Genomic DNA, 21,859 nt, shown 5'->3' on the forward strand with positions numbered 1-21,859 from the left:
AACGATTTATTCGTTTTGCACCGTTTTTGTATTTTCTATAAAGTAATCGTGGCATATGAGATGGAAATAAGTTTGTCGAATTATCCCGAAAATCCAGAGATCGTGATACAATTAACAAGGCTTCAGCTTTTTATCATTTTGTGGTGTCATAGACAATTACAATGCCGAGAGAGCCATAACTCTCTTCTTTGTAATGACATTGAGAACAGGTTTTGGTCGAGCATAACGCATCGTTATGAACTTGTAATTTTTCGTTGCACTGTGGACATTTATTTTCAAAAAGAGTCTTCAACACGTTAAACATGCTTAATCACTCATTTCGGATTAATTTACTTGGTTTTTATTATAACGGATAATATTCTCCTTGTATAGCACTTTTGAGTGGTATCGAGATGAGATTTATATTGCACGAAAGGAAGTGCATAACCGATGGATCTTCTGCTTTTTATCATCATGTTTATACTGGGTCTGGTCGGTTCATTTTTCTCCGGTTTGTTGGGTATTGGTGGGGCCATTATCAATTATCCGCTACTGTTATATGTTCCATCCTGGATGGGACTGGAGCCATTCTCAGCACATCAGGTGTCTTCGATTAGTATGTTTCAAGTGTTTTTCGCTTCACTTGCCGGTGTGATTGCATTCCGCAGAAAAGTAAAAAAGGGTAGAAGTGGCGGGGCGATCGTTCACCGCGGATTAGTGCTGTACATGGGCTCCAGCATTCTTGTTGGCAGTCTGATCGGCGGGTTCATATCCGGTCATCTGGACGGAAGGGTTATTAATCTGATCTATGGCATTCTGGCAATCATGGCGATTGTGCTTATGCTGATTCCTGGAAAGGGAAAGCTTGATACTTCAGCTCCACTGGTGTTTAACCGATGGATTGCAGCAGGTACTGCTTTTGCAGTAGGCATTGTATCAGGAATTGTTGGTGCGGGTGGTGCCTTTATCCTTATTCCCATCATGCTGACGATTCTCAACATCCCCGTACGAACAACGATTGCTTCTTCACTGGCGATTGTATTTATCTCCGCCATTGGCGGCGTTATAGGGAAAATTACAGGTGGAGACATTCCGATGGAACCCATCATCTATACGGTGATCGGAAGCCTGCTGGGGGCATCCCTTGGTTCACGGGTTAGTTCGATGATCAATGTGAGGGTACTTCGATATGCCTTAATCGCACTTATCGCCATCACAGCGGTCAAAGTCTGGTCATCCATTTTGTAAAATCACGTATATGGGAATGAACAATGACGATTTCGTAACCAAACGGTTGGATTACCGTATAAAGGTTATGAACATGAGCTGAAGCGTTGGATACACCATCAAATGAGTTCAGTTTTCGTCCATGGAGCACCTCATCTCTTTTCATGGATACATGTTTAACATTAATAGAAGTTGAGGTATCCACCCTATGAATAACGTACTTACAGAACAGGCTGATGCAGGATATCGGCTAGCTGAGCAGAAAGCATCTCAGTATTTTACTTCTCTTCGTAAGCAGCTTATGGATAATACGTATACGACAGCACTTACTCAAGATATTCATGTATGGCAAAAAAAACATATTCATCGTTTTGCCTGGCTTTCTCTTTTATCACCTGGCAAAAGAAAACCGGATCCCCGGGATGCTCATAGATATATCCACTGGCTGAATACGACTGGTAAGTTGGATGATTACCTTGATCGGAGTATCTCCTATATTTATATGCGAGATCTGGGGCAAGCCCTCGATTCTCCAGATACGCAGGCCCGGATTCAGCACGTTGTCCAGAATACCAAAAAATACTTTATGGGCTCTGCCGCTGGGCGCAAAGGACAGTCTGATTATATCAGCCTGGCTGCGTTGTACCGGTGGGGACAGAAGGAGCACATTGAAACGGCCGTCATCTGGGTGATGAACAAATTAAAAAACGTGGCATCCAACATCCCGAAGGAGCTGGATGCAGAGCAGGCACAGCGAAAGCTCATCAAAATCATTCTCGGCGTGGTCCTTCATGTGGACGATGAGATGAACGAGCAGACATCACCTGAAGAGCGTGCCCGGAGATTTGATGCGGCGATCCGACTTGGTTATTCATATGGTTTGACATATCCATTTGTGGATGACTTGCTGGATTCACAGGCTTTGACTGATCAAGAAAAAGAACAGTATTCCCTGATGATACGCGATGCACTTCTTACCGGGATCGTCCCTGATCTGGGAGAGTGGAAAGGCAGCAATCTTGAAGTGATTGAATATGTACATTCCGAACTTCGGGAAGCATTTGAGTACATTAAGGACTACCAGCATCCAGAGAAACAGCGCATGTTCTTAGAGCAATCCTATGTGTTCTTTCAGTCTCAGGAGATCGATCGCAACAAGAAATTAGCCAATGCGAATTATAGCAATGAAGAATTGTACATTCCGATTATTATCAAATCTTCTTCTTCCCGCTTAATCGTCCGGTCTGTTCTCAGTGCACCAGTGGATGAAGGATTTGATCTGCGGACGTTCTATTACGGGATATATAATCAACTGGCCGATGATTTTGCCGATATGTTTGACGATATGGAAGAAGGGGCAGTAACTCCGTATACGTACTATTTGAAGTACCGAGACCTGCGCCCTGATCTGATTAATCCATATGAATTGTATTGGGCAGTCATCTCTTACCTAATCCATGATGTATACAACTCGGACGCCAAGACCCGTGAGGTCATACTGGATCGTGCTATAAACGGTCTGAAGCGTTGTAAAGAACGGTTGGGACAGCAGAAATATGATGAAGTGATGACAATCTTTGCCTCAGGGCAGCCTGAATTCCATCAACTGGTTCAACAGATGGTGCGAAAAGCAGATGACGTTGATTTCCTCGACAAATTGCTGCGGGATCAGGTCGTGCTTCAATTGAAAAATGATAAGCAGGAGAAAGAGGAGTTCAAGCAGACCATTCGAACGGTTCGCGAACAGATTAATGTGGAGTTGCAGATTGCGAAGCCTGGCGGACTGCATGAGATGAAAGAAACGCTAATCGATGCAGCCAATTATAGTTTGCAGGGAGACGGAAAGAGGCTACGCCCCATATTAACTTGGGTTATGGGTGTGCGCGAGTATGGTCTACCTGAATCATCTATCGTTCCGCTGCTACGATCACTGGAGTACATGCACACCGCTTCCCTGATCTTTGATGATCTGCCTACGCAGGATAATGCATCGACAAGACGTGGACGATCCACGCTGCACCAGGTACACAATAGCGCCACAGCAGAGCTTACCGGTCTGTTTCTCATTCAGAAGGCAATTGGAGAGCAATCCTCGTTGGATCGTTTTGATGCGGCGACCGTGCTCCAACTCATTCAGTATTCGGCTGAAAAAGCAGAGGATATGTGTATGGGGCAGGCGATGGATCTGAACTCCAAAGGCAAGGCATTAACGCTGGAGCAGTTGAACATGATCTGTTTTTACAAAACAGGCATTGCCTTTGAAGCTGCCCTGATCATGCCAGCCATACTTGCCCAAGTGAAGGAACCTGAGATGGCTACGCTGAAAAAGTTCGCTTATCATGCGGGGATCGCCTTCCAGATCAAGGACGACTTGCTGGATTTCGAGGGAAATCACCTCATTCTTGGGAAACCTGCAGGTCAGGATGAGCGGAACAACAATTCAACCTTTGTGTCTATTCTTGGTGATGAAGGCGCGAAGAAAGCGATGTGGGAGCATTATTGTCTTGCTACAGAAGCATTGAACGAGATGCCGAAGACTATTCCATTTTTGAGACATCTATTGGATTATCTCGTTGGGCGGGAGCGCTGACTCAATTTTCTAGCGATTCCGTACAACATATGACTTATAATGATATATAAAGACGAAGGTCGGGATTCCATATGAATGGATTCCGGGCCTTGTTTGATTGTATAGACACAAATCTCTTGAAAAGATTTGTTTCATCGGCTAAATTTCTGGGTACTAAGCAGGTATTGTGGTTTTAAAACGAATTAATTGTTATGAAGTAAATTACATTAGTTCAAATTTATATTTCGACAATCTTTATCTAAGTATATATACCAAAAGGAGAGCTTACAATGCAGGTTCAAAAGGTCGATCATCATGAATTGTTCGAGCAGATCTATTACCAAGCGCCTATTGGAATTGCACTCGTTGCTCCGACAGGACAATGGATGAAAGTGAACCCCGCTTTTTGCTGTATGCTAGGGTATACAAGTGATGAATTAATGGATCTCAGTTACCAGGATATTACGCATCCGGAGGATTCACCACAAGATGTGATCTGTAGTTACGAACTACTTGAAGGGAACTCAAAAGAGAATCAATACGAAAAGCGTTACATCAATAGAAATGGTGATATCTTATGGACGTCATTTCATGTTTCATTAGTTCGTAGCGAAATTACGGATGAACCTATTTACTTTATTTGCCACATTGTTGATATTACTGACCGTAAAATGTCTGAACAAAAGCTTCTGCATACTGAAGAGATGTTCAAACTTATTACGGATCATGCTCAGGAGATCATCTATATTGCCGATCAGGAGGGTGTTTGTCGATTCTGCTCACCTTCAGTTCAAGGTTTACTGGGTTATTCGCCAGAAGAAGTAATTGGTCAAAATAATGATGCATATTTTCACCCACAAGATCTGGAACGGATCTCTCAGATGGACTTGACGAAAGGTAATCTGTTGAATATTAGAATCCGCCATAAAGACGGGCATTATCTTTGGTTTGAAACCACATACAAGGTCTTTGGTGATGCAGACCATGAACAGCAGATTCTTTCGATTGGACGAGATATATCAGAGCGAAAAAAACAAAAGGATATTAGTGCTGAGGCTGAACGTATTGCCTTAATTGGTAGTTGGGAATGGGATATGGTCAAAGACCACATTACATTTTCAGACCAGATCTTTGAGATTTTCGAACTTGAACGCACCTGCAAGCCATATCAAGTAAGTGATGTTTTTGATGTTATGGATTCCGAAGATGTAGCCTTCTTACAAAAACATATTACAGGGGTAAAACAGGGTGAACCGCTCGATTTTGAATACAAACACATCAGCTCTGATGGAAATGAGAAGTATCTCCACTTGCGCGGATTGATTACGCTCGATGAGAATCTTCAGCCAATCCAGCTAAACGGAACACTACAGGATATTACTGAACGCAAACGCATCGAATTTAAATTGCAGGAATCTGTGGAGCGATACACTTCGCTTAAGAAATACAATCATGACGCCATTATCTCGTTTAACATGGATGGTAACATTATGAATGCAAATCCAGTAGCGGTGAACATGACAGGGTGTCCCGTGGCTGAAATGATCGGCACTAGCATTAGCAGATTTATCGGAGCCAGTAATCTGGGTCTGATTCTGGGCAGTAATTATGAGATGGCTGAAAAGGAGATCAACGCTGTTCGGCACACGGATGGATCTGAAACAGAAGTCTTGGCTACGCTTGCTCCAATCATTATTAATAAATCCAATGTCGGGTTTTACCTGATTGCGAAGGATATTACGGAGCAGAAAAAACTGCTTGTAGCCAAAGAGACAGCGGAGAGAATGAATAAGGCTAAAAGTGAATTTTTGGCGATGATGAGTCATGAAATCCGCACACCGATGAACGGTGTAATTGGGATGACGGATTTGCTCCTGGATACTCCTGGACTTAGCGGGGAACAAAAGGAATATATCGAAATCATCCAGAAGAGTGGAGATTCCTTGCTCGCGATCATTAATGATATTCTTGATTTTTCCAAAATCGAATCAGGCAAAACCGATCTGGTAGAAGATCCTTTTGATCTCGTTGAAATCGTGACCGAGACGGTGCAAATTGTAAAACCATTGGCTCGTGAAAAAAAGCTGGATGTTCATATGTGCGTAGAAGATGCTATTCCAATTCCGGTGTATGGCGATGCTTATCGTCTTAAACAGGTACTTACCAATATCATCGGCAACGCGGTCAAATTCACTTCAGAAGGCGGCGTGGAAGTTAAAGTGGGAGTTAAGGAGCAGTGCGACAATAACGTGCAGCTTTATTTTCGGGTGAAGGATACGGGCATTGGCATTCCGGCTGAGAGGAAACAACAATTATTTGAACCTTTCTACCAACTGGAGAATTTTATGGCCCGTAAACCTCAAGGTACCGGTCTTGGTCTTGCCATTAGTAAGAAATTGGTGGAGCTTATGCATGGAGAGATCTGGATCGAGGAATCGGATGAACCGGGTACAATATTTATATTTACCGCCCAATTTAAATTAAAGAATGGTGAAGAAAGCAACAGGTTGGATCAACAGCAGAAGAAAAGCAGAACATCAGCATTACGGATTTTAATTGCAGAAGACAATGAGGTGAATCAGCTCGTCCTTAGCAGAATCGCTGAGAAAAAAGGGCACTTCGTGGATCGTGTGGCGGACGGTGTTGAGGCAGTCGAGGCGCTCAAACACAATTCATATGATATTGTCTTCATGGATGTGCACATGCCAAGGCTTAATGGATTCGAAGCAACAAAAGTGATTAAAAATTCTTTGCCCCCCGAGAGTTGTCCATACATTATTGCGGTAACTGCAAATGCGTTAAGAGGAGATATGGATAAATGCTTGAAGGCAGGCATGGATGCGTATGTCAGCAAACCGATTAAAATCGAATCCATCATGCAAGCGTTGGAGACCTATTACATCAAATATAATCTCTGAGTGCACTGAAAATGGATCGGCAATAGAGCCGCTAGCTTATCGTAAATAGGCTAGCGGCTTTTTTTGCTTCCAGAGATGCGTTTATGCACAAATCTCTACGGATTTTTGATCCACAATTTGGAGATGTCCAGATAACCGAATTCAGCGATCTGCATGCCGAAGATGCTCTGATCCAGTTCAGCCTGTTTGTTCATATGACAGCCATGCAAGATCCAGCAGTGATCACGAAGCAAGGCTTCGGCTTCATCCAGGAGGACTGTACGCTCTGCCCGATGAAGCTTTGCGAAATGATCCAGTTTGTCATCCAGTAAAGATTGGAATGCAGGAGACATACACATATGAAAATGATTGGACTGGTTTTTGAAAAAATGAATCATGCCGTATTGCCAGTCTTCCTCCAATATCTCTTCAGCGAGGATCAATTGTGCGTTCGTGGTTTCCTCAGAGTTGAAATAATCCACAACGGCCCGCATGCTGATGTTCAGACCGATGGACTCTGCACGATACTGAATCCACTCCGCAACGTCTGAATCCTTATTATGCTTATACGATAATGTTATCTTCTCACCCTGGTATCCACAGTTACGCAGCAATTCACTAGCATGCTCAAGAGAGACAGCTGACCAGTCTTGGGCTGCACTTCTCCAGGGAAGGAAGCTGCTGGCTGGTGTAATCCGATTCCCGCCGAGATCTCTGACAAGTGCGACCGAATCATAGACAATACGCAGGGCTTGCCGAAAGAGGGGATGATGATGGATGCCTTCCTTGTGAAAATTAAACAGCATATACTGACAACCCAGCGCCGGATAATTGATGCTGTTGGTTTGATCACAGCCTGTTGCCAAGCTCAATCGGTCTGTGCCCGGTAGCTCATAGTAGCGATCATTCGGACTCAGGTCAGGCACAAACCAGAAATGCACTTGATCCAGATGTGGGCGGATGCCGTAGTATGCATCGAAAGCGGCAAGTTCCAGCACATCATCATTCTGCTCTGTAATCTGAAAAGGACCGGTACCTATCAAGGTACTGGCTACATTGTAATCGTAGGGCAAGATCGTCATACGAATACAACTGAACAGATGCAAGAAGAAGCGATTAGGACGTTGTAGAACAAACTTGATGCAGTAATCGCCAGCTACTTCCGCACGTTCGATATCCCGATATAACCAGATGGACGGACTCTGCACATCAATTAATCGCTGCAACGTTGCATGGACATCCCGGGATGTCATGACACGGCCGTTGTGGAAACGTACACCTTTCCGGAGGTAAAAGGTCCATAATTGATGATCTTCACTGTACTCCCACATGTGAGCCAATGCTGGCAGGAATGATTCCGTCTTGGCATCATATGTGATTAATGTATTACAGACCTGGCTCAGCAGATAGGTTTCAAATGCAGTATAAACAAAGGCTGGGTCCAGATCACCTAACTGACGTGACCTCATGATGCGCAAAATATCCTGACCTGAGGCAGTTTCATCGTGGCCGTGAAATCCCATCTGTTGGTGGAGGGAGAGCATGAGCTGTTCTCGTAGTGAATCATGCATTTGAACGGTTCCGATGAGTTCAATGGCATCTTTCATTTTGCCTTTAGCCAGAAGTTCGGTAAAACTTGCTTCCAGCGCTTCATTCATGCTACGCAGCATCGTTAACTCCGAATGGTGTCCACGACCACGACCGGGTTGCCAGTGGATGAAGCCTTGTTCCTCCAATTTTCTAAGAATGAATTTCACATTGCGAGGGGTGCAGCATAAGGCGGCAGACAGGCTATCGATTGTTACCGCTACAGGTTCATGGAGCTTGAATGAAAGTTGTTCGGCCCCGGCAAGCCTTATAAAGTGTGTGTGCAGGGTATCCATGGTCATGACTCCTCTATTAAAGGTGAAAAGTGTGATCATATGTTTACACTTTTACTTCCCCCTTTTATCCTTACAATTATACATTAGAAGAGGTAGTTCAAAAAGTCCGCTTTTGATTACGAAAGATGCCTAAAGGCATCATCAGCATCGAATATGGAATTCAGCCGAAATGTCCGTTGCTCACGTAGTTTTCCCTACGCTCCGCTACTCCATTTCTAGCTTCATCCCATCTTCTCGGTACTGAAAACCGAACTTTTTGAACACGTATTAGAAGAGTACTTCAAAAAGTCCGCTTTTGAAGCATCTAGAAAGAATAGGAGAAGTTCGCATGAAGCAATATTTAAGGCAAATTCACCCCTTGGCATGGACGATCATTATCGGAACCATGTTTGGACGTCTTGTGACGTCAATGAGTATCCCGTTTCTATCCATCTATTTGACACGTGTACTGGAGGCTACACCGACCCAGACCGGTATTACTGTGGCCGTAAGCTCGCTGGCAGGTGTAATGGTCAGCTTTTATGGAGGTTATATTTCGGACCGGATCGGTCGCAAAATCGTGATGTTAATCTCGGTATTTAGCTGGGCAGGTGTGTTTTTCATCTTTTCAGCAGCAGAGCATCTATGGGTGTTCTTTGTTGCCAATACGTTAAACGGATTATGCCGTGCAGTATTTGAGCCCACCTCCAGAGCGCTGTTATCGGATATTACTTCTCCGCAGAACAAATTGCTGGTGTTCAATCTCAGATATGCTGCCATTAATCTTGGTGTGGTCTTTGGGCCAATTATCGGATTTCAACTGGGATCATCTGAATCAACGTTTCCGTTTGTGATTTCCGGCTTGGTATACATAGCATATGGATTTGTATTATTTCTGCAATTCAAGCTACAGCATGCCAATCTGCCAGAGCCTCATCAGGCGACCGCACCACGTTTGCGTGAAGCACTTATGACCACTGGTCGGGACAGGGTATTTCTTCCAGTGTTAATCGGTACCACATTTTGTGTGCTGGGTTACGGGCACTTTAGTTCTACGTTGGCACAGTACTTGGCGAGAAGCCCGATCTTTGAGAATGGAAGCCAGATGTTCTCGTACATGCTCTCCCTGAATGCGGTGACCGTATTGATTATTCAGTATCCGCTAGTGCGAACATTCCGAAACTTTCCACCGCTTGTTCCTCTGATTGTGGGGAACCTGCTGGTTGCAACCAGTCTGATGATGTTCGGAATCGCTGAAGGTGTACTCATGATGATGGTGAGTGTCATACTATTTACCATTGGGGAAGTGCTGTTGTTCACCATGATGGATATGCTCATCGACCGGATTGCGAAGCCGGAATGGAAAGGAACGTATTTCGGTACCATTGGATTCAACAATATCGGTAGTGTTATTGCTCCTGTCATGGGAGGATTGTTGTTAAGTCAATTTGGAGCGGAGAATGGGCTGGCCGTTTTTGTACCGATTGCGCTGACAACTGCACTTGGAGTGCCTTTTCTTCTGATCGCACATAGACGTTTTGTTGTTAGAGAGAAGCAAACAGAACCTACATCATTGAGTATGTAGCGAGAATTGAAAAGTTTAATGACATGAATTAAATAACAATTCAGTTAAAATTATCTTGACGGATTTTGAATCAGCGAATACAATAAACAACAAATATGTGAAACGGGTGGGATGATGATTATGTTTATGCCTATACAGATTTCGAATCGATAACTGAATACGCATGAGCATAGTGACATTAATCCAATTTTTTTGCAATGATCGCGTTGGGACAGTCATGTTTGTGCACCTCTGTCGTGGACGCTCATCATTATTGCGATGCAGAGGAGATACGGGAAATGCTTTGCATTTCATCTGGTCTCTTTTGGCTACAAGCTGTAGATGAACATTAGTTCATCTATGGCTTTTTTGCATGCATTCCACCAATCCGTTCACATGGAAAGGAGCGTTTGGAGCGTTATTTCATAAAAACTAACTTGTTAAAAAGGAGAATGTACAATGGTCAACATATGTTCTACATATCAACTATGGGTTGGAAATCCCGATATTAATGTCATTATGTATGACTCATCCTAGTGGGGGTAACAGCGATCGAAAGGTTATTCTGTCATCGTAGTTACAGTGTAATGTTCTTTAGTTCATTTTATATAAATAAACCGATAAGAGGTGGGACCTGTGCCCAAAACAGAGAAACGCTCCATGTCATGGCTGCTGCGCTATCTAAAACCAGTCAAAGGGCGGCTGGCCTTACTTTTAATCATGTTGCTCACATCAACGGGGCTTCAACTTTTGAATCCACAGATTATCAAACGATTTATTGATACAGCAGCAAGTGGGGGAGTCCTCACCAATCTTGTTCAGCTTGCAGGAATATTTCTGGTTGTTGCCGTGTTTAATCAACTCATCACGGTAGCGGTCAGTTATTTGGGGAATGATGTGGCCTGGCGGGCTACAAATCAACTGCGCGGAGATCTGCTGAAGCACTGTCTGCGTCTCGATATGCGTTTTCATAATGTGAAAACACCTGGTGAGATGATTGAACGTGTAGATGGTGACGTAACGAGTATCTCCAATTTTTTCGCGATGTTTATTGTGCAAGTGATCGGGAGTTTTGTACTGCTGGCCGGAATTCTCGGGTTCATGTTCAGTGTCAATGTGCCCATTGCTTTGGTTATGACCGTGTTCACATTATTATCAATCCTGTTCATGGTCTTCATCCGAAATTTGGGCGTGGACTCTTCCAAAAATGAACGGGCGGCAAGTGCCTCTCTGTTCGGATTAATTGAAGAACGTATTGCCGGGATTGAAGATGTGCAAGCAAATGGTCATGTGCCCTATGTAATGAACCGCTTTTACCGCACGATGCGCACGGTATTCCGTAAGGGGAGAAAGGCTTGGCTGATACGGGTTATTCCGTGGAATACCACGGTAGTTCTGTTCGCTCTCGCGGTCACTGCGGTGCTCTTGCTGGGTGTGCATTACTATATGGAAGGTCTAATTAGTATCGGAACATTATTTCTGATCTACCAATATACGCAGATGCTGAATGATCCGATTGAGATGCTTGGAGATCAGGTGCAGGAGTTCCAAAAAGCAAAATCAGGCATGCTTCGCTCCAGAGAGCTGTTGTCCATGCAAAGTGTGATTGAAGAGGGGACAGAGCAGCGATTGCCGGAGGGACCTCTTGGTCTGGAATTCAGTCAGGTTCACTTCAGTTATAACAAGGATAAACCCGTTTTACAGGATATTAATTTTGCTATTAAACCTGGAGAACGTCTGGGAATCATCGGTCGCACAGGTAGCGGCAAATCGAGTCTTAGTCGTGTTCTTCTCCGCCTGTACAATCTGGATCGGGGTACGATCCGTGTAGGCGGAACGGATATCACAAAGCTTTCGTTACAAGCGCTTTATCGCCGCGTTGGCATGGTGACACAGGATGTGCAATTGTTTGATGGCACGCTGCGTGACAATCTGACCCTGTTCAATGGGGATGTATCGGATCATATGATTAGAGAGACGACGGATCGGCTTGGACTTAGCCAGTGGATTAATTCACAACCAGAAGGACTTGATACGTATCTGGCAGCAGGTGGAGCTTCATTGTCGGCAGGGGAAGCACAGTTATTCGCCTTAACCCGCGTATTCCTGACCGAGCCGAGTCTGGTTATTCTTGATGAGCCCTCGTCACGTCTGGATGCTGCGACCGAAGGTATGCTGCAATCTGCAATTGATCAGTTAATGAAACATTCCACCGGAGTGATTATTGCTCACCGACTGGCTACGCTGGAGAAAGTGGACCGGATTATGGTGCTCGGTGATGGGAAGGTACTGGAGTTTGGAGCGAGAGAAGAACTTGCCAGTAACCCGGCATCTCACTATGCCAGACTGCTCATTACAGGCCGAGAGGAGGAATTGGCATGACTGTAGCAGGATTTATAGGCCGTTTGTTTCGATTTAGGCCTTTGTTATTTGTAATCAACGGATTGTTATGGTGTATATTTCACTCCTTACCGCTAGCCATTGGTATTGGGATGCAGTGGTTTTTTGATCGCACAACAGTGGGCTCAAATGACTACATATGGCTTGCTGTGCCACTGATCTTTATTGCTTTGGTCCGAATGGCACGGGTGGGCACATTTTTTGTAGCCTTCTATGCATGGGTTACGTATCTGTATCATGTTCAGGCGATTTTGCGAACCAACATGCTCGCAGCGATTATGCGCTGGCCTGGGCGTAATCTTCCGGCTTCACCAGGAGAGGCGATGAGTCGCTTTCGGGATGATGTCGATGAAGTCGTCGAGTATGTAGAATCTTGGGTAGACTTCTGGGGACGGCTTGTATTTGCTGTTGTGTCCATCGTCATTATGGCAAACATTAATTGGCAGATCACATTGGTTGCTGTGTTACCATTGGTGGTCGTGACCTTGCTCAACAACCTTTCCGGGAACCGGGCCCGGAAGTATGCTCAGGTTAATCGCGAAGCGACTGGGCGAATTACCAGTTTTATTGCGGAAACGTTTGGAGCTGTGCAAGCCCTGAAACTGGGTCAGGCGGAAAAGAATGTTTCTTCACGTTTTAATCAGTTAAATGAAGATCGTCGCCAGGCTGCACTGCGAGACAATCTGTTCAAGCAGTGGATGAGATCCATGAATCAGCATGTGCTAAGTATCTGTACCGGACTGATTCTCCTGATGTGTGCCGCTGAGATGAAAGCAGGGAACTTTACCGTAGGTGATTTTGCCTTATTCACCAGTTATCTGGCTAATATCGGATTTAGCATTTCACTGTTTGGTTATATGGTGTTTCAGCACAAAAGGCTCAAAGTATCCTATGATCGTATGCGTAAGCTATTCCGCCCAGGGGAAGAAGACCAGATCATGGATTCGAGAGAAATCTACCTGTATGAAGATCCCCCGGAGCTTGTAAGTGAACAGAGAGACCCTAAGGAGAAATTGCAATCTCTCGAGGTTAAAAATCTGACGTATCAATATCCGAATTCTGCAAATGGCATAGAAGAGATCAGTTTCCGTCTGAAACGCGGACAATTTCTGGTCATTACGGGACGGATCGGATCAGGTAAATCAACGCTCGTACGAACACTTCTTGGACTGTTACCCAAGCAAAAAGGGGACATTCACTGGAATGGAGCAGCTGTTGATCCAGCCACGTTCCTGATGCCGCCTAGAGCAGCGTATACTCCACAAGTGCCTAGACTGTTCAGTGATACGTTGAAAGAAAATATCGTCCAGGGCAAACAGGGTAACATGGAGCAAGCGCTTGAAAAAGCCATTCGTCTGGCTGTGATGGATAAAGATATCAAACATCTGGATCAGGGGCTTGAGACCCCGGTTGGTCCAAGAGGGGTGATGCTGTCAGGCGGGCAGATTCAACGGGCGGCTACAGGACGCATGTTAATGACGGAGGCGGACCTGTTTATCTTTGACGATCTGTCCAGTGCACTGGATGTGGAGACAGAACAACAAGTATGGGAAGGGCTGTTCCAAGAGCCGGATGTCACCTGCATTGCAGTTTCTCACCGCAGGGCAGCACTATCCAAAGCAGATCTTATTATCGTTATGAAAGATGGACGTATTGAAGCTGAGGGGAGCTTGGCCGAATTGCTCGCCACTAATGAAGAGATGCAGCTGCTCTGGCAAGGAGAACAGACTCCCGCCAAAGTCGGGTAGCTTTGCAGATTTAGAAAAAAAAGATAATACACAACCATGTAAAACACAAAAAAAGCCTTACAGACGACTCTTTGAAAGAGTACAGTCTGTAGGGCTTTTTCGTTATAACGAGTGGAACGATGGAATATGTTTATCTCATCATTTGAGCAATCAGGGAATACGCAATGATGACCAGGAAGATAATAGTGATATGGTTAATGGAGAAGATAAACATCCGTTTGGACCATTTCTCTGTTTCTTTCTTATCAAAGGTAGCTACACTAAGAACGAGCCAGGCCAAGCTAACCAAAAATGCCACAATAGCAACAAATGGACTCATCGGCCAGAATAAAAAGCTGGAGATCAATAACAGTATCAGATACACATTCGTTTGAATGTATGTCCGTCTGATACCTTTAACGACAGGCAGCATGGGAACACCAGCAGCTTTGTATTCGTCAAAACGACGAATCGCAATCCCGTAGAAGTGAGGCATTTGCCATAAGAGCATCGTAACGACCAATGCCCAGATCTCGAAATGACCAAGTTCCGGTGAAATGGCTGCCCACCCGATGAGTGGAGGCACAGCACCCGAAAGACTTCCCACTTCTGTGTTGTAAATGGTTGTACGTTTGGTCCACATCGTGTAAGGGAACACATAAAGCAACAGACCCAAAATACCAAATACAGCAGCGGATGGGGAAGCGATGTACAGCATGATGCCCCCGATGATGGTGATTGCAATACCGAGAATTAGACCCGACTTGGTATCTACACGTCCCGTAACGGTAGGACGTTTCTTCGTACGTTCCATGATCGCATCGATATCACGATCATACAGATTGTTAAACACCCCTGCTGCCCCAATAATAAGGGAAGACCCGATAAAAGAAAGGATGATTGGTACAATATTAGCTAAAATTGAAGCATCAAATACATATAAAGCCAAACTTAAACCCGCAAACATGGCAATCAGGTTGGACTTGATGATTCCGATTTTGATTGTATCGAAGAAAACTTTCGGAATCGAGCTATACTCCAGGCTGATATTGGTCTGTGAACCATTATTCAATGTTTTCAAGAACTCACTTCCTATATCTATACTTATATATTATGTTGCTATTATACCATTCAATACACTATGTGATTTAATTAACGTTTTAGTATTTAAAATAATGTCATTTGATTGTGAACAATTTAAAAACAAGGTTTTTTTTAATTGTTAAATAATTATTTCTGTGTTACAGGAGAGCATCAAAAAAGTCAGAGAATAACGTGCGATGTGGAGCTTGTTATGTCTTTGTAGTGTAAGTGTAAATGTTCTTTTGTTCAACTCACATTGGCTGGATTTAAGAATGTAAACAAAGATATATGTTGCAAAATGCCTGGGATTTGTATATTGTGGATATAAGATATCTTTAATGGTTTTGTTCGAATGATTTTACGCCAATCTCCGAATTACTTTCCTTAAGAGAAAACGGGAGGTTATTTTTAAAGCAGAATTAGAGATATTAAATATCTTGAAAGGGTGAATAATATGAGTAATATGAATCAACTACTGGATGTACTTATTGTTGGTGGAGGACCAGCTGGGCTTAATGCAGCACTTGTACTCGGCAGGGCCCGTAAGAACGTTGTTGTCATCGATGATGAGACACCGCGTAACTGGGTCACAAGGGAGACCCATGGGTTTGTGACAAGAGATGGGGCTAGTCCACGTGAATTCCGCAAAGCCGCCAAAGAGCAGATGGCAGCGTACCCTTCCGTTCAATTCGCATCCGATACGGCAACAACGATAACAGGTCAAGATGGCGATTTTAGGGTCACGACTTCTCTGGGCACAAGCTATCGCACGAAAAAGATTTTGTTTGCAGTAGGTAAGAAAGATCTGCCTCTGGACATTAACGGATTAACAGAAGTTTACGGCAAAAGTGCGTTTGTGTGTCCATATTGTGATGGTTGGGAGTTAAGAGACCAGTCGCTGGTCATCATCGTTAGCGGAGATAAGGCATTACATATGGCAAAAGTCATATCCGGATGGACAGAACGTTATACGATCTGTACAAATGGAACAGAGTCCTTAACCGAGGAGCAGCGTGAAGAGCTGGAGAAGCATAAGGTTACTGTTTTCGATGCACCGGTTCAATCCATTGACTCGCAAGACGGAATGGTAAAGCAAGTTGTATTGAGTGACGGTACAGCGATTCCATGCACAGGCGTCTTCTTCCAACCGAAACTGTTTACCGGATCAGAACTGCCGAAGGCCATCGGTTGTGAAATCACAGAGTCCGGAACAGTGATCGTTGATGCCTCTGGTAAAACATCCGTAGCGGGTGTATACAGTGCTGGTGATGCAGCTTCCGAGTTATATCAGGCAATTACGGCTGCTTCTCTGGGGGCGTTATCTGCGGTAAGTATTAATACTGAATTGAATTTCGAGAAGTGGGATGAGCCAAGTCGTCATTAGATTAGATAGAAGCGCCATAGAACCATAGCGTCATCGGTTCATACAGTAGGGGATTGCATATGCAATCCTCTATTTGTAGTGTTACAACCCAAACGTTGAACGATGCCAATGAAGTAATGTAGCCGGAAGAAAATTTGATATTAAGTTTGTTTTGGTTTATTGTTTTATCAAATGATATATTTAACTATCAATTATATTATGATCAAAGGAGAGATCACTTATGAATGAAAGCAGAGGAGCCATCCCTTGGTTAGCGAATACCTTGCTCCACGACATACAGATAAGAGGTGATCATCATGAATGATGCAGCTTACATACCACAGCCCAAAATGTATGGACCGCTTGGAAATCTGCCTTTGATTGATAAAAATAAACCAACGTTGTCGCTAGGCGAACTGGCTGAACAGTATGGACCGATATATCGACTTACCGTCCCCGGTTATTCCGGTTTAATTGTATCGGGGCCAAATCTTGTCGCTGAGTTATGCGATGTGTCCCGTTTTGACAAGTTTGTATATAACGAACTCGAAAATGTACGTGCCTTTGGAGGCGATGGTTTATTTACAAGTAGAACATCTGAGCCCAACTGGAAAAAGGCCCATAACATTCTGCTGCCCACCTTTAGCAAGCAGGCCATGAAAGGTTATCATCCCATGATGGTCGATATTGCCGAACAGTTGATGAACAAATGGGCACGCCTCAATTCCAACGAACCGATTGATGTTGCGGACGATATGACACGCCTTACGTTGGATACCATTGGACTGTGTGGATTCAATTATCGGTTTAACAGTTTTTACAGACAGGACCACAGTCCCTTTATTGAAAGCATGGTTCGGGCACTGAATGAAGCGATGCAGAAGAGTTCACGTTTGAAAATTCAGAATCTGCTTATGGTGAAAACCAAACGACAGTTCCAGGAAGATATTCAGACGATGTTCTCTCTGGTAGATCAGATTATAGAGGAACGTAAAGCGAGTTCAGCACCTGGAGAGATCGACTTGCTCGCACGTATGCTGAATGGCAAAGATCCGGAGACTGGCGAAATGCTGGATGATGAGAACATTCGTTATCAGATTATTACGTTTCTCATTGCCGGACATGAAACAACGAGTGGTTTGTTATCCTTTGCTCTATATTTTTTATTGAAAAATCCGGAATCGCTTCAAAAGGCAAATGACGAGGTGGATCAGATATTGGTCAGTGACTCACCACAGTATGAGGAAGTTCTTCAGCTTTCCTATATTCGCATGATTCTTAGTGAATCGCTACGTCTTTGGCCAACCGCTCCGGGATTTGACGTATATGCCAAAGAAGACACCGTCATAGGTGGCAAATATCCCTTGATGAAAGGGGAAAGCTGCAGTATTCTTCTGCCCCAGCTTCACCGTGACAGAGAGGCCTGGGGAGAGGATGCGGAACTTTTCCGTCCGGAGCGATTTGAAGATACGACGAAAGTACCTCATCATGCGTATAAACCTTTTGGTAATGGGGAGAGAGCATGTATCGGCATGCAGTTTGCTTTATATGAAGCAACACTTGTGCTTGGCATGGTCCTCAAACATTTTGCCCTGATCGATTATAGCAACTATGAGTTGGATGTTAAACAGACGCTAACGTTGAAGCCGGGAGACTTCCGAATCCAGGTGAAAGCGCGCACGACTTCGCAAACGATGAATAAAGCTAGCGTATATACAGAACAGAAACCTGCTCCTGTTGTTCATAAAAATATGGCATGCGATAGCCAGACGGGAGATACCCTGGCCGTTGAAGCAGATAGTAACCCATCGCTTCTGGTGTTATATGGTTCCAATCTGGGAACGGCAGAAGGCATTGCCCGAGAGCTTGCGGAGAAAGGGCGTTCGTATGGAATCCCGAGTGCAGCAGCCTCTCTGAATGAGTGGGTTGGCCGGTTACCCCGACAGGGTGTCGTTCTCATCGTCACTGCTTCATATAACGGCAAACCACCGCAAAATGCTAAGGCATTTGTAGACTGGTTGAAGGGAGCGGAGTCAGAGGAAGCACGGGATGTGAACTATGCCGTTCTGGGCTGTGGAGATCGGAGCTGGTCCGGGACGTATCAGAGCATTCCGCGATTGATGGATGAGAAGCTTGAAGAATTGGGAGGTAAAAGACTGTTATCCCGCGGTGAAGCCGATGCCGGAGGTGATATGGAGAAACAAGTCGAGGCGTGGCAGCATATGTTGTGGCCTCAGGTGTTGAGTGTCTTGGAGATTAGTGAGGAAGCAATCAAATCCTCCAAGCCAAGCACAAGCAGACTTCAAATGGAGTTTGTCCACGAGAAAGCAGAGATGCCACTTGCACAAACTTATGATGCCAGCTATGCCACGGTTGAAGTCAATAAAGAGCTTCAGACGTTGGGAAGTGGAAGAAGCACGCGTCACATCGAAGTGTTACTACCTGAAGGCATAAGTTATAGAGAAGGCGACCATCTCGGTGTGTTGCCTAGCAATCAGAATCAGAATGTGGATCGGATACTCAGTCGGTTCGGACTAAGTGGGGATATTCAGATCCAATTAACTTCGGAGGTCAGCCATCTTACACACCTTCCGCTGAACAGACCCGTCAAGATTCATGAGTTGCTCACTCACTGTGTGGAATTGCAGACACCTGTTACCAGAACACAGTTGCAGGAGTTAGCTAATCATACGGTATGTCCACCTCATAAGCGTGAACTGGAAGGCATGTTGAACGAAAACATCTACAGGGATTATATTCTTGCCAATCGAATCACCATGTTGGACCTGCTAGAAAAGTATGAGGCGTGTGAGCTGCCATTCGAAAAATTCCTTGAATTATTGCCGCCACTCAAGCCCAGATATTATTCAATATCCAGCTCGCCAAGCCTGAATTCCGTGCAAGCGAGCATAACTGTGTCGGTAGTAAGAGAGCCTGCATGGAGTGGCAAAGGCGAATATCTGGGTGTTGCTTCAACGTACCTGGCCGGTTGTCCAGCGGGCAAACAAATTCTGATGTTTGTACGTACGCCGGAAGACGAATTTTATCTGCCGCAAGAGGCTGACGTACCCATGATCATGGTGGGACCGGGGACAGGGATTGCACCGTTCAGAGGTTTCCTCCAGGCAAGAGCTGTCATGAAACAGAGAGGGTTGCCACTGAGTGAGGCGCATTTGTTCTTTGGGTGCAGGAATGAATCAGATTTCATATATCGTCAGGAGCTTGAGCAATACGAACGAGAAGGGATTGTTAAGCTACACACTGCTTTTTCTCGTGCGGATGGCAAGCCCAAAACGTATGTACAGCATCTAATGAAAAAGAATTCTGAACAGTTGCTACGGATGCTTACAAACAAAGGAAGAATCTACGTATGCGGAGATGGTAGCCAGATGGCTCCTGCGGTGGAAGAGACTCTGCGGCAAGCGTATCAGGATGTGCAGGGAGCAACGATGCAGCAAGCGAAAGACTGGCTTATTCAGCTTCAGGCGGAAGGGCGCTATGTGCAAGACGTATGGGCAGGTAACATTAAGTAGTAATGGAATAATGCTACTCATCCAAAAACAGCCGTTCGATCTGGAGTTCACATCCAAATCGGCGGCTATTTTGATCAGGCGCTTTGTAAGAACGAGAACTGACTCTTATCTGGAATCCTGAATCGTTGCAGAACTGTTGTTGGCGCTCAGCTCTGTAATCGGGTCAAAAGGAGGCCCTGTTATTGTTCCTACAAGCAATGCAATATCCACTGCATTTTCCGGACTGCCCCATGAATTCCCAGAGTAGACCATGACGGCCCGGTCATTCACAAATCCTCTGGTGTTATAAACCACATTGCTGATAATTTCTCCAGTCGTGTTAGGGTTAAAGTAGGCTGGTTGACGCAAGGAATAAAAAATATTATTTCTTACAATCAATCCAGTCATATTTCCAGTCTGGGTCACGAGGCCCCGATTAACAACCCAACCTGAAGAGGGACCTGCTTGCGGAGGACCGAATATCGTATTATTTATTACGGTATGATTGGTTCCGCCTAATTGAATGAACTCAACAGCATAAGGGTTGTCACTCGTGATCGTTAATCCGTCTACAGTTACTCCACTTCCAATGATGGTGAACGGGATAACAGCAGCTTGTAACAGGATGATTGAATTAGGATAGCCTTTTAGAGTTATTCCTGCTTTATTAATGGTAATGTTCGCAGTGATTGGGTATGTGCCACCAAGAATATGAACGGTTCCTGTTGGAGATACCGCGGTTACGCCTTGTTGAATCGTTCCAAAAGGACTGGCCTGTGTTCCATTTCCACCCACCGCGCCTTGTAAAACATATACATCAAAGGGATTGGGCTGGACTGTGCCTGTGGCTCCGGTTGCACCCGTGGTGCCAGTAACACCAGTTGCTCCAGGGAGGCCAGTTGCTCCCGTGGCACCTGTATTGCCCGTAACCCCCGTCGCACCTGTAGCTCCGGTAGGGCCCTCTGGACCGCCCGATGGTCCTGTGTCACCCGTGGCACCTGTTGTTCCTGTCGTGCCTGTGACTCCGGTAAGTCCAGTGGAGCCGGTAATGCCTGTAGCCCCTGTAGCCCCTGTAGGACCTGTCGCGCCCGTGTCACCCGTGTCACCCGTCGCGCCTGTAAGTCCGGTAGCGCCTGTTGTACCGGTAGTACCGGTGGAGCCAGTGACTCCTGTAGCTCCTGTAGCCCCGGTAGCTCCATTAAAATTCTCACTGCCAAATAATTCGGAATAAACAAGTCGATGAGCAGCGACTAAAGAGCCGGCACTGTTTTTCCCCCAAACAGAAACTAAAGTATCTTCAGGGGATGCTCCTGTAACTGTGATAACGTATTCGAAGCTGCTGATATCGGCAAAATAACTATGTGTAGCTACTGCATCTGGTAAGATTGTGAATTGCTCACTTACATATAAAGCTCTGCTTGTAATTAATGAATATCCCTGGACAAGTACAGTTGCGGCGTTCACGGCATTCTGATTTTCAATTTTAATTGAAACGGTCTGGGTGGGCCTTACCCCATTCACGGGGCTATTATCAATAGGGCCAGTTAGCAGGATTGCCAATTTTCTCACTCCTTTTCTCAAAAATCGAATTAAGTGTGATTCACACTGATGTATGTTTATTCGAAGACAGGGAAAAGTTCCCTACTTTCTCAGAATGAAATGTATAAAAGGTAATA

Annotated in this window: 11 protein-coding genes; 8 read left to right on the forward strand and 3 right to left on the reverse strand. The window is 44.8% G+C overall.

Annotated elements, in window-relative coordinates; genetic code table 11:
- The first annotated feature begins 429 nt into the window (after positions 1–429).
- The 3 genes from ABTV53_RS12765 (at position 430) to ABTV53_RS12775 (ending at position 6,693) form a co-directional block, all read left to right on the forward strand.
- On the forward strand, positions 430–1,227 hold the full coding sequence (locus ABTV53_RS12765) for a sulfite exporter TauE/SafE family protein (RefSeq protein ID WP_433753379.1): 798 nt from the start codon (positions 430–432) through the stop codon (positions 1,225–1,227).
- A 187-nt stretch (positions 1,228–1,414) separates the two neighbouring features.
- The gene (locus ABTV53_RS12770) at positions 1,415–3,796 is read left to right on the forward strand and encodes a polyprenyl synthetase family protein (protein ID WP_433753380.1); all 2,382 of its coding nucleotides are present in this window, start codon (positions 1,415–1,417) and stop codon (positions 3,794–3,796) included.
- Between the two features lie 269 nt (positions 3,797–4,065).
- The gene (locus ABTV53_RS12775) at positions 4,066–6,693 is read left to right on the forward strand and encodes a PAS domain S-box protein (protein ID WP_433753382.1); all 2,628 of its coding nucleotides are present in this window, start codon (positions 4,066–4,068) and stop codon (positions 6,691–6,693) included.
- A gap of 95 nt (positions 6,694–6,788) precedes the next feature.
- Here the strand turns inward: ABTV53_RS12775 and ABTV53_RS12780 are convergent, their stop codons facing one another.
- Positions 6,789–8,555 carry an ABC transporter substrate-binding protein gene (locus ABTV53_RS12780; protein WP_433753384.1) on the reverse strand — a complete coding sequence of 589 codons (1,767 nt, stop codon included), beginning with the start codon at positions 8,553–8,555 and terminating at the stop codon, positions 6,789–6,791.
- 328 nt (positions 8,556–8,883) lie between these two features.
- Between ABTV53_RS12780 and ABTV53_RS12785 the strand changes: the two genes are divergently transcribed.
- From ABTV53_RS12785 to ABTV53_RS12795, 3 genes are all read left to right on the forward strand, one after another.
- A complete protein-coding gene (locus tag ABTV53_RS12785; RefSeq protein WP_433753386.1) occupies positions 8,884–10,119 on the forward strand; it encodes an MDR family MFS transporter in 1,236 nt (411 codons plus the stop codon).
- 615 nt (positions 10,120–10,734) lie between these two features.
- Complete coding sequence (locus ABTV53_RS12790; RefSeq protein WP_433753388.1) at positions 10,735–12,480, forward strand: ABC transporter ATP-binding protein; 1,746 nt, start codon at positions 10,735–10,737, stop codon at positions 12,478–12,480.
- Entirely contained in the window at positions 12,477–14,246 is a 1,770-nt protein-coding gene (locus ABTV53_RS12795) for an ABC transporter ATP-binding protein (RefSeq protein WP_433753390.1), read from the forward strand. The genes ABTV53_RS12790 and ABTV53_RS12795 overlap by 4 nt, the downstream gene beginning before the upstream one ends.
- A 130-nt stretch (positions 14,247–14,376) precedes the next feature.
- On the opposite strand, the gene cyoE is transcribed toward ABTV53_RS12795, so the two are convergent.
- Positions 14,377–15,306, reverse strand: coding sequence for a heme o synthase (cyoE, locus tag ABTV53_RS12800; RefSeq protein ID WP_433753392.1), 930 nt, complete (start codon positions 15,304–15,306; stop codon positions 14,377–14,379).
- A 465-nt stretch (positions 15,307–15,771) separates the two neighbouring features.
- Here cyoE and ABTV53_RS12805 point away from each other — a divergent pair, with 465 nt between their 5' ends.
- Both ABTV53_RS12805 and ABTV53_RS12810 read left to right on the forward strand, forming a co-directional pair.
- On the forward strand, positions 15,772–16,692 hold the full coding sequence (locus ABTV53_RS12805; RefSeq protein WP_433754177.1) for an NAD(P)/FAD-dependent oxidoreductase: 921 nt from the start codon (positions 15,772–15,774) through the stop codon (positions 16,690–16,692).
- A 296-nt stretch (positions 16,693–16,988) separates the two neighbouring features.
- Entirely contained in the window at positions 16,989–20,204 is a 3,216-nt protein-coding gene (locus ABTV53_RS12810) for a bifunctional cytochrome P450/NADPH--P450 reductase (protein WP_433753394.1), read from the forward strand.
- Between the two features lie 105 nt (positions 20,205–20,309).
- Here the strand turns inward: ABTV53_RS12810 and ABTV53_RS12815 are convergent, their stop codons facing one another.
- Positions 20,310–21,743, reverse strand: a complete 1,434-nt coding sequence (locus tag ABTV53_RS12815) for a collagen-like triple helix repeat-containing protein (protein ID WP_433753396.1) — start codon at positions 21,741–21,743, stop codon at positions 20,310–20,312.
- Positions 21,744–21,859: the final 116 nt, after the last annotated feature.

The sequence above is a fragment of the Paenibacillus amylolyticus genome, assembly GCF_050990605.1.
Lineage (GTDB): Bacteria > Bacillota > Bacilli > Paenibacillales > Paenibacillaceae > Paenibacillus > Paenibacillus amylolyticus_H.

Bases quoted from the DNA above. Each gene is read 5' to 3' on its own strand.
- ABTV53_RS12765 (WP_433753379.1), top strand. From the start codon at position 430: ATGGATCTTCTGCTTTTTATCATCATGTTTATACTGGGTCTGGTCGGT.
- ABTV53_RS12770 (WP_433753380.1), top strand. From the start codon at position 1,415: ATGAATAACGTACTTACAGAACAGGCTGATGCAGGATATCGGCTAGCT.
- ABTV53_RS12775 (WP_433753382.1), top strand. From the start codon at position 4,066: ATGCAGGTTCAAAAGGTCGATCATCATGAATTGTTCGAGCAGATCTAT.
- ABTV53_RS12780 (WP_433753384.1), bottom strand. From the start codon at position 8,555: ATGGATACCCTGCACACACACTTTATAAGGCTTGCCGGGGCCGAACAA.
- ABTV53_RS12785 (WP_433753386.1), top strand. From the start codon at position 8,884: ATGAAGCAATATTTAAGGCAAATTCACCCCTTGGCATGGACGATCATT.
- ABTV53_RS12795 (WP_433753390.1), top strand. From the start codon at position 12,477: ATGACTGTAGCAGGATTTATAGGCCGTTTGTTTCGATTTAGGCCTTTG.
- ABTV53_RS12805 (WP_433754177.1), top strand. From the start codon at position 15,772: ATGAATCAACTACTGGATGTACTTATTGTTGGTGGAGGACCAGCTGGG.
- ABTV53_RS12810 (WP_433753394.1), top strand. From the start codon at position 16,989: ATGAATGATGCAGCTTACATACCACAGCCCAAAATGTATGGACCGCTT.